Annotated in this window: 7 protein-coding genes; 2 read left to right on the top strand and 5 right to left on the bottom strand. The window is 63.3% G+C overall.

Annotation, left to right across the window (positions count from 1 at the left end):
- Positions 1 to 1,198 precede the first annotated feature (1,198 nt).
- On the top strand, positions 1,199 to 2,311 hold the full coding sequence (locus ABSG20_RS21930; RefSeq protein ID WP_423866607.1) for a cyclic nucleotide-gated ion channel: 1,113 nt from the start codon (positions 1,199 to 1,201) through the stop codon (positions 2,309 to 2,311).
- The gene (locus ABSG20_RS21925; RefSeq protein ID WP_423866606.1) at positions 2,311 to 3,108 is read left to right on the top strand and encodes an enoyl-CoA hydratase/isomerase family protein; all 798 of its coding nucleotides are present in this window, start codon (positions 2,311 to 2,313) and stop codon (positions 3,106 to 3,108) included. The genes ABSG20_RS21930 and ABSG20_RS21925 overlap by 1 nt, the downstream gene beginning before the upstream one ends.
- A gap of 188 nt (positions 3,109 to 3,296) precedes the next feature.
- Here the strand turns inward: ABSG20_RS21925 and ABSG20_RS21920 are convergent, their stop codons facing one another.
- From ABSG20_RS21920 to ABSG20_RS21900, 5 genes are all read right to left on the bottom strand, one after another.
- Positions 3,297 to 4,019, bottom strand: coding sequence for a nitroreductase (locus ABSG20_RS21920; protein ID WP_423866605.1), 723 nt, complete (start codon positions 4,017 to 4,019; stop codon positions 3,297 to 3,299).
- A 2-nt stretch (positions 4,020 to 4,021) separates the two neighbouring features.
- Positions 4,022 to 5,266 carry an acyl-CoA dehydrogenase gene (locus tag ABSG20_RS21915; RefSeq protein ID WP_423866604.1) on the bottom strand — a complete coding sequence of 415 codons (1,245 nt, stop codon included), beginning with the start codon at positions 5,264 to 5,266 and terminating at the stop codon, positions 4,022 to 4,024.
- Between the two features lie 13 nt (positions 5,267 to 5,279).
- Entirely contained in the window at positions 5,280 to 6,527 is a 1,248-nt protein-coding gene (locus ABSG20_RS21910; RefSeq protein WP_423866603.1) for an acyl-CoA dehydrogenase, read from the bottom strand.
- A 40-nt stretch (positions 6,528 to 6,567) separates the two neighbouring features.
- Positions 6,568 to 7,695 (bottom strand): acyl-CoA dehydrogenase family protein, encoded by a 1,128-nt coding sequence (locus tag ABSG20_RS21905; protein WP_423866602.1) that lies wholly within the window; start codon positions 7,693 to 7,695, stop codon positions 6,568 to 6,570.
- 126 nt (positions 7,696 to 7,821) lie between these two features.
- Positions 7,822 to 9,458: AMP-binding protein (locus ABSG20_RS21900; protein WP_423866601.1), on the bottom strand; the 1,637-nt coding region annotated here is incomplete at its 5' end.

Raw genomic sequence — 9,458 nt, 5'->3', positions numbered from 1 at the left:
CGACCTCAATGTACATCCTGCCCTGCCATGTCCTGGCCACGCCCGACGCTGCCGCGTCCACCGCATCTCATCCCGCGTGTCTGACGATCGCGATACGCCCCTCATCTGGAACGAGACGGGTGTGACTATAACTGATTCGAACAAAACAGCAACGGAAATATTTTTCCATTTGGGGCTTGACAGCCCAAATCACACCAGATCTAGCCCGCCGGGCACGCGTCTTTCTTGCGCGACGTTGTCCGACAGGGTGACGGCGTGGAAAAAATTTGACACGTCGGGCAAATCACTGGCATCTCGTCATCATCGCGGCAATCGCTTCGCATGACGCGCGCGAGGAGGTCCAAGGATTTGGAGCCACCCCATCCGCCGAAGCTCGCGGGTCGGAGGCGAAGCCGTAACCCGCCTCTTCATGATCGGTAAACGGCGGATTACACCTTCAGCTCCAATCCGCCATACGCGCAACGAACTGTATTTCGAGCTTGCCGGATCTCACCGGGTCCCGGAAGCGTTGGGCGCCCTCCCGGCGATGCCGAGAATCGTCCGCCATGGCCCGACAGCGACCAAAATTCTCCTGCATGAAGACAATGACGCCATGTGCCATGAACAGTCATAGAGGCGAGCTAAACCGGATCGCCGATTTTTCCACTAAGCCTCAAGGGTTCTTGAGACCTTGCGGCAGACTAATCCAGAGCACTGTCTGTTCTTGCGGCGAATGCAGCGATTTGTGTCCCTTGCCATCCACGTCCTCAAACAAGACGAAGCTACCGGCCCGAAGTGTGACTCGCGTCGGCTGTCGCGTAAACGCGCAGACACTGCATCTTAGCCTCCGTTCCTTCAGTTGCACTACACCACATTTCCATGACCGCATAAGAAGCGGTCTTTCTACCTGCGCCTGCGGCGAGATGGACTGCTTCGTCGCAAGGGCTCCTCGCAGTGAAGGGGTGAGACCGGAGGCTGCTAAGAGAAGCCCCTGTGAAGCCCGCCGCCGCAAGGATCCCCGTCCATCCCTGTCAAAATCGAGCTATGGAACTGAGTCCGGCGGCCCTCCGGGCAAGGCCCCCTGGCAAGTGCCGGCGCATCCGTCCATAAAGGCTGTTTTCCACACCTCGTTGACGATCTCCCCCCGCTTGGGCACTTTGGGGGGCCGGTCACGCGTAGCATGGCGGCACAGTTCCTAGGTGACGGGCGCCGCCTACCAATGTCCAAACCGCTTGGTTTTCCTGCTCTGGCGCGATTCGCGGCCGCAACGGCCGGCCGCAATACGACCAAAGCGGCCTATGCCGCAATCGCGACCGGCGTCATCCTGATGGTTATCCTCACGGTCGAACCCGCCTATGACGCGGCGCATCACTGGGTCGATGTCGGGCTGTGGGCGTGCCTGGCCTTTTTTGTGTTCGAGTGGGTGATCCGGCTTCGCCGGGCCTTTCTGACGCAACGCGGCTGGAGCTATGCGCTGTCGGGTCGCGGGCTGGTGGACGCCGCTGCCGCCGCTTCTGTACCATCAGCCCTCATCCTCGGCGCCAATTCAAAAACGGCGTGGCTGCTTGCGGTGCTTTGGCTGCTCAAGGTGGTTCCGGGGATGCGGGGATTGCGGCAGTTGCGCCGGGTGATGGTGCTCGAAAGCGGGCCCTTGCTCAGCGTTCTGGTGATTTTCCTGATGGTGCTGCTGCTCGCCTCGGTAGCGGTTTATTATCTGGAGCGCGACGCCCAGCCGGTCGCCTTCGGCAGCGTGCCCGCGGCGTTGTGGTGGGCGGTCGCGACCCTGACCACGACGGGATATGGCGATGTGGTGCCGATCACGCCGCTCGGCCGGCTGGTCGCGGCCTTTGTGATGATCTGCGGCCTCGGCGTGTTCGGGCTCTGGACCGGCATTCTCGCCACCGCTTTTGCCGCGGAGACTCGTCGCGACAATTTCCTCAAGACCTGGGAGTCGGTGACCAAGGTGCCGTTCTTTGCCGCCCTCGGCCCTGCGGCGATCGCCGACGTCACCCACATGTTGCGCACCATGGACCTGCCGGCGCGCACCACGATCATCCGCAAGGGCCAGGCCGGCGACTGCATGTATTTTATCGCCGACGGCGAGGTCGAAGTCGATTTGCCCGGCAAGAAGGTGAGGCTTGGCGAAGGCGCGTTCTTCGGCGAGATGGCACTGCTCGGCAATAATCTGCGTTCCGCCAACATCACCACGACAGGGGTCTCGAAGCTCCTGGTGCTCGATCTCGTGGACTTCCGCATGCTAATGGCGCGGCATCCCGATCTGGCCGAGACCATCGATCTCGAAGCCAGGCGGCGCGCGCAGGAGAATAATTGATGGACGGGCACGCCTCCGGGGCCACTGATACGGCGAGCGCGCCGGTACTCGATGTCGACGGCGCGCGCGCCACCATCCGCCTCAACCGGCCGAAGCATTTGAACCGGCTGCAATCCGAGGACCTCGACGCACTCTTGAAATTGTTCGACCGGATCGAAAGTGATTCAGAGATCCGGGTCTTGGTGCTGACCGGCACCGGCCGCGCTTTCAGCGCCGGATACGACCTCGGCTCGATCGCGGAGCGCGCGGCCGGCACGGCGGAGGAACCGGGCGCAGGCTCGGCGTTTGAAATCGTCGTCAACCGGCTTGAAGACCTTGTCGTACCGACGATCTGCCGGCTTAATGGCGGCGTCTATGGCGGCGCGACCGATCTGGCGCTGGCGTGCGATTTCCGCATCGGCATCGACACTTGCGAGATGTTCATGCCGGCGGCCCGGCTCGGGCTGCATTATTACACGGATGGCATCAAGCGCTACGTGTCGCGGCTCGGTGCAGACAATGCCAAGCGGCTGTTCCTGACCGCCGAGAAGATCGGCGCCGCGGAGATGTTGCGGATCGGTTATCTCACCGCGATGGTGCCGGCTGAGGCGCTCGACGGGGAAGTCGACCGCTTGGCGGCCGTTCTCGCCGGCAACGCGCCGGTCGCGATGCGCGGCATGAAGCGCGCCATCAACGAATTCGCCCGCGGCCGGCTCGATGAAGCGGCCACTGAGCGCCGCCATCGCGACAGCATGCGCAGCGCCGAGATCAAGGAAGGCATCAACGCGTTCTCGGAAAAGCGCCCGCCGAAGTTTTGATCCGGCGTCGACACCGGCGAGATCGAACCCTTCATAGAGAGCAAGCGTAGCCGGGATGAGCGCAGCGACATCCGGGACTTGCCCGCGGTCGTCCCGCATGTCGCTTTCGCTCATGCGGGCTTCGGGCTGAACGATGACGAGGCGGGAGCGATGGCGCCGACCGGACAAGCGGCCTCGTTGCGGGCCCGCTACTCGTCGAAAAAAGTCACAGTCTCGGCGATACCGGCACGGTTGGTGCGGTAGCTGTTGGCCTTGTGCTCGCGGTCGGGAAATCCGAACGAAATGCCGCAGACCACAAGGCGGTCGTCGCCGAGGCCGAAATGCTGACGCACCAGCCCGGAATGGAACGCCAGCGCCGCCTGCGGTATCGTTGCCACGCCGAGCGCCTGCGCGGCCAGCATGAAGCTCGTGACATAGCCGCCGCAATCGATCGCGCCGTAGACCCCGAGCGCTTCGTCGGTGTGCACGATGGCGACATGCGGCGCGCCGAAGAAATTGAAATTTTCCAGCGCCTGCCTGGCGTAGCCCGCCTTGTCGCCGCGGGGGATGCCGAGCGAATTGTAGAGCTGAAAACCGCTTTCGCGGCGGCGTTCCAGATAGACGCCGCGATATTCGCGCGGGAACGGAAAATCCCCGCTGTTCGGTTTGCCGCTGCTGGCAGCGCTGTAGATCACATCGCGGAATTTCGTCGTCGCCGCACCGGAAGCGATCTCGAGCCGCCACGGCTGGCTGTTGCACCACGACGCGGTCTTCTGCGCCGCCGTCAGAATGCGCAGGATGGTCGGGCGCGGCACCGGCTCTGGCCTGAACGCGCGGCACGAGAATCGTTCCCCGAGCAATTCCTCCAGCACCCCGATCCGCTGGTCGATGCCATACTGGGAGTCCAATGACTTTTCCGCAGCATTGTCCATGGTCACCGCCCCTTGGTCGGGATCTTGTTGAAAGGCACGTCCTTGTCTACCCGGATGTCGCCGGGCAGGCCGAGCACGCGCTCGGCGATGATGTTGCGCAGGATTTCATCGGTGCCGCCGGCAATCCGCATCGACGGCGAACTCAAAAGCATTTGCTGGAATTGTCCGCGCGCCTCTTCCTCCGGAGCCCCGGTCAAGACGCCCGCGGCGCCCTGAAGATCCATCGCGTACATCGCGATGTCCTGCAGCATGGAGCCTGCAACCAGCTTGCCAATCGAGTTTTCGGGACCCGGGCGCTCGCCCTTGGAGAGCGCGGAGACCGCGCGGTAACTGGTATATTTCAGCCCGCTCGCCTTCACCGCCCAGTTCGCCAGTTTCGAGCGGGTGGCGCGATCGTCGATGGCGAGACCGTCTTCCGTCATCAGGTTCGAGCAGAAATCAAACATTTCTGGAAAGCCGGTTGCAAGCCGCGCGCCGATCGACATCCGCTCGTTCATCAGCGTGGTCAGCGACACGTTCCAGCCGTCGCCGACGGCACCGAGCCGTTGGCTGTCGGGGATCACAACGTCGGTAAAATAGACCTCGTTGAACTCCTGCATGCCGTTGGCCTGCTTGATCGGCCTGACTTCGACACCTCTGCTTTTCATGTCGAGAAAGAACATCGTCAATCCCTTGTGCTTGGGCACATTGGGATCGGTGCGCGTAATCAGCAGGCCATAGTCGGAGTAGTGCGCCCCAGACGTCCAGATTTTTTGGCCGTTGACGATCCAGTCTTCGCCCTGCTTCTCCGCGCGGGTGCGCAGGCCGGCGACGTCAGATCCGGCGGCCGGCTCCGAAAACAGCTGGCACCAGATCTGTTCGCCGGAGGCGAGCTTCGGCAGATAGTGACGCTTGTGCCGCTCGCTGCCATAGGCCATCACGGTCGGCCCGCACATCCCCTCGCCAATCTGGAACGGCTGGGTCAGTTTGCCGTAGACGCCTTCCTCCTGCTGCCAGATCACGCGCTCGATCGGCGTGGCGCCGCGCCCGCCATATTCCCTGGGCCAGTGCAGGCAGCTCCAGCCGCCGTCGGCCTTCTTCTTCTGCCAGGCCTTGCCGACATCGACGATCTGCTCGTTCTGCAGCCGGATCCGGCCGAGCGAAGCCTTCGACAATTCGGCCTCGTACTGCCTCGGCGCATTGGCATCGATCCAGGCGCGGGCCTCGGCGCGGAACGCGGCCTCCTGTGGGGTATCATCGAAATTCATCGTTAAGCCCTTTTCAGTTCCGTCCCCTGGTCGGTATCTTGTTGAACGGCACGTCCTTGTCGACCCTGACATCGCCAGGCAGGCCGAGCACGCGCTCGGCGATGATGTTGCGCATGATCTCGTCGGTGCCGCCCTCGACGCGGGTGCCGGGGGCGCGCAACAGCATGGCCTGGAATTTGCCGGCGACTTCGGCGTCCTCGGGCCCGCTGAGCACGCCACTCGCGCCCTGCAGGTCAAGCGCGTAGGCAGCAACATCCTGGATCATCGATCCCGCCACGAGCTTGCCGATGGAATTCTCCGGCCCTGGACGTTCGCCCTTCGACAGCGCCGAGATCGCCCGCATGCTGGTGTATTTGAGGCCAGAGGCGCGCACCGCCCAATGCGCGAGCTTCGAGCGCACCGCGCTGTTGTCGAGTGCGAGCCCGTCTTCCAGCATCAGGTTGCTGCAGAACTCGAACAATTCCGGGAAGCCGGTCGACACCCCGGCGCCGATCGACATCCGCTCGTTCATCAGCGTGGTCAGCGAGACGTTCCAGCCGTCATTGACCGCGCCGAGCCGCTGCGCATCCGGGATCTTGACGTCGGTGAAGTAGACCTCGTTGAAGTCAGTGTGGCCGTTGGCCTGCCTGATCGGCTTGATCTCTACCCCCGGGCTTCTCATGTCCAGGAAGAACATGGTCAGGCCCTTGTGCTTGGTCACGTTGGGGTCGGTGCGGGTAAGCAGAATGCCGAAGTCGGAATAATGCGCGCCCGAGGTCCAGATCTTCTGGCCGTTGATGACCCAGTCATCGCCCTTACGTTCCGCGCGCGTGCGCAGGCCGGCGACATCGGAGCCGCCGGCAGGTTCGGAAAACAGCTGGCACCAGATATTTTCGCCGGATGCCAGCGGGGGCAGGTATTTTCGCTTCTGGTCCTCGGCGGCAAAGGCCATCATGGTCGGTCCGCACATGCCATGGCCGATGATGAACATACCGCTGAGCTTGCCGAACGCGCCTTCTTCCTGCTGCCAGATCACGCGCTCGATCGGCGTCGCACCGCGTCCGCCATATTCCCTGGGCCAGTGCAGGCAGGCCCAGCCGGCATCGGCCTTCTTCCTCTGCCAGGCTTTTGCGACCTGGAGAATGTCGGCGTCTTTGAGCCCAGTGCGGCCGAGCGAGGATTTTCGCAAGTCCTCCTCGTACTGCTTCGGCGCGTTGGCGGCGATCCAGGCCTTGGCCTCGGCGCGGAACGCGGCCTCCTGTGGGGTGTCGTCGAAATTCATGTTTTCACCTCAGATCGAGACGTCCTGCCGGTCGGCGGCCCTAAGCCGCATTTTTCTTCCGCATCCGATCGATCAGCGCGTCCTCCCAATAGGAAAGACTGCCGAGGCCAAGGGCCGTTGCGTTGGCGCGCCGGTAGTACATGTGGCAGTCGAACTCCCAGGTAAAACCCATGCCGCCATGGACCTGGATGTTGTTCTTGGCGCAATGCTGGAACGCCTGCGTCGCGCTGATGCGTGCGGCGGCAGCGGCCTCCGGCAGTTCCGAGGCGTTGGTCGAGAGCGCCCAGGCGCCGTAGTAGCAATTCGATCGTGCCAGCGTCGCCGACACATACATGTCGGCGAGCATGTGCTTGACCGCCTGGAACGAGCCGATCGGCCGGCCGAAGGCAATACGGTCGAGCGCGTAGTCGCGGCCCATTTCGAGCGCGCGGTCGGCGCCGCCGACCTGCTCGAACGCCATCAGCACGGCGGCGCGGTCGAGCACTTGCGAAAGGATGTTCCAGCCGTCGCCGGCTGCGCCGAGCGGCTCAGCCTTGCAATTCGTAAAAGTAAGCTCGGCCTGGCCGTGGGTCGGATCGATATTGGTCAGCGCCCTGGCTTCGACACCACCGGCCTTCATGTCGACCAGGAATAGCGAAATATCGCTGTCGCGCCCCATTGTGGCCGTGCGGGCGGCGACAACAACAAAATCGGCAATGGCGCCATCCGGCACCGGCTTCTTGACGCCGTTGAGCGTGCCCCCGGAGGCCGCGAGCCTGATCGCCTGCGGCGACGGGTTGCCCTTGCCCTCGAACAGCGCCAGCGTGCCGGTCGCTTGCCCCGACGCAATCGCAGGCAACCATTTTTGCTTCTGCGCCTCGCTGCCGGCGATCAGCAGCGCCTCGGCGGCAAGATAGACCGTCGACGAGAACGGCACCGGCGCCAGCGCCCGGCCCATCTCCTCGGCGATCACGCAGAGTTCGAGATGGCCGGCGCCGGCGCCGCCGAATTTTTCCGGGATCGCAACGCCGAGGAAACCCATCTCGGCAAGGCCCTTCCACAAGTCGCGGTCGTAGGGCTCCTTGCCGTCCAGCACCGTGCGCACCGACTTCGATTGGCATTTCTCGGCGAGAAACTTTCGCGCCGCATCGCGCATCTGCTTTTGTTCGTCGGAGAAATCGAAATTCATGACGTTGTTTTCCACTGGTAGAGGTTTATTTGATTCAACTCATTAATAAGTGGATGCTGTAGGGTGGGTTGAGCTCTTCGCGAAACCCACCGATCCGCCGCCGATGGGTTTCGTGACCGGAAAATTTCATTGCAGCACCATCACGTCCTTGCCGGGCGGATCGGCATAGAGCCTTTCCACCAGCGCGGCGCGGCGTTCCAGTCCGGCGCGCTGGTTGATGTAGCCCTTGTCGGTGAGTTCATTGCCGTCGATCGAGGCAGGTTCAACCATGAGCATGGCGCGTGCGATCCGTAGGCTGCTGGCGCCTTCGGTCGACCTGTTGTGAGCCTCCAGCCCGCGCTTGAAGCAGGCAAGAACTTCGGGGTGCTTCACGATATCCTCGTAGCTGGCGTCAGGCTGACCGACGATCTGCCGGCAGGCATGAAGATTGGGCCATGCCAGAAGACCGACACAGGGCCGATCCTGCCCCGTCACCAACGCGTCCTGCACCACCGGCGTTGCCGCGGCGATGGCATCGGTGCGCAGCGAACCGACATGAACGAAGGTTCCGGTAGTCAGCTTGAAGTCCTCCACCACGCGGCCGGCAAAAATGATGCCCTGCACCGGATCGCAGGCGTCGACGAAAACGCCGGCGTCGCCGATGCAGTAAAAGCCCTCCTCGTCGAACGCCGCTTTGGTGAGATCAGGCCGGCCGAAATAGCCGGGTGTGACGTTGACGCCGCGCAGCCGCAATTCATATTTCGATCCGACCGGGACCATCTTGAGCTCGACGCCGGGAAACGGCAGTCCGATCAGGCCGACGCGCTCGGTGTCCCAATAGGTCCCGGTCGAAGTCGGCGCGGTCTCGGTCGAGCCCCAGCCGGTATAGAACACGATGCGCTCGCCGGTGGCGCGCACCGCCAGCGCCTGCATCCGCTCGTAGAGATCGTCGGGCAATCGCGCGCCGCCATAGGCCATCAGGCCGAGATTCCTAAAGAAGCTGCGACACAGCGCGTCGTCCTTTTCCATGGCCGCGGCAAGCGCGGCGTAGCCGGCGGGCACGTTGGCGTAATAGGTCGGCGAAATTTCCCACAAGTTGCGCAGCGTTTCCTCAATCTGGCCCGGCATCGGACGGCCATCGTCGATATAGAGCGCGCCGCCTTCGGTCAAAACCGGATTGAACAGCGCATTGCCGCCCATGGTATGATTCCAGGGCATCCAGTCCAGGTAGGTCGCCTGCGGCGCGTTCGGATCGCGCGGCCGCACCTGCATCATCATCGCGGCGTTGGCGCACATCATGCGTTGGGTGTTGATGACCGCCTTGGGCATCCCGGTCGAGCCCGAGGTGAACAGCAGCTTGCCGACCGTGTCCGGGGTGATGTGCGCGATCGATTGTTCAACCTCGGGCGTGACCGCCGTCGCCGCGAGATCGGCAAAGGCGAGGCTTTTGATGCCCTCGCAGGGACGCGCGACATGGATGACGGTGACGCCGTCGAGGTCGAGCGCCCGCAGCGCCTTCTCGAAGGCCGGGCCGTCCTGCACCATCACCACCGCCGGCCTGATCAGGTCGAACAGGTATTTCAGCTTGACGTGGTCATGGCTCATCAGCGAGTAGGCCGGCGATACCGGTGCTGCCGGAATCCGCGCCTGCATCGCCGCCATCGTCATCAGCGCGTGCTCGATCGAATTGCCCGACAGGATCGCGACGGGGCGGCCGGCGCCGAGCCCGAGATTGAGCAGCCCTTGCGTCAGCGCATCGACCGTGCTTTTGGCTTCGCCATAAG

This window comes from Bradyrhizobium sp., assembly GCF_049512235.1.
Taxonomy (GTDB): domain Bacteria; phylum Pseudomonadota; class Alphaproteobacteria; order Rhizobiales; family Xanthobacteraceae; genus Bradyrhizobium.
Note: the sequence above shows the minus strand (reverse complement) of the source record. Positions and strands in the feature narration are given on the sequence as shown.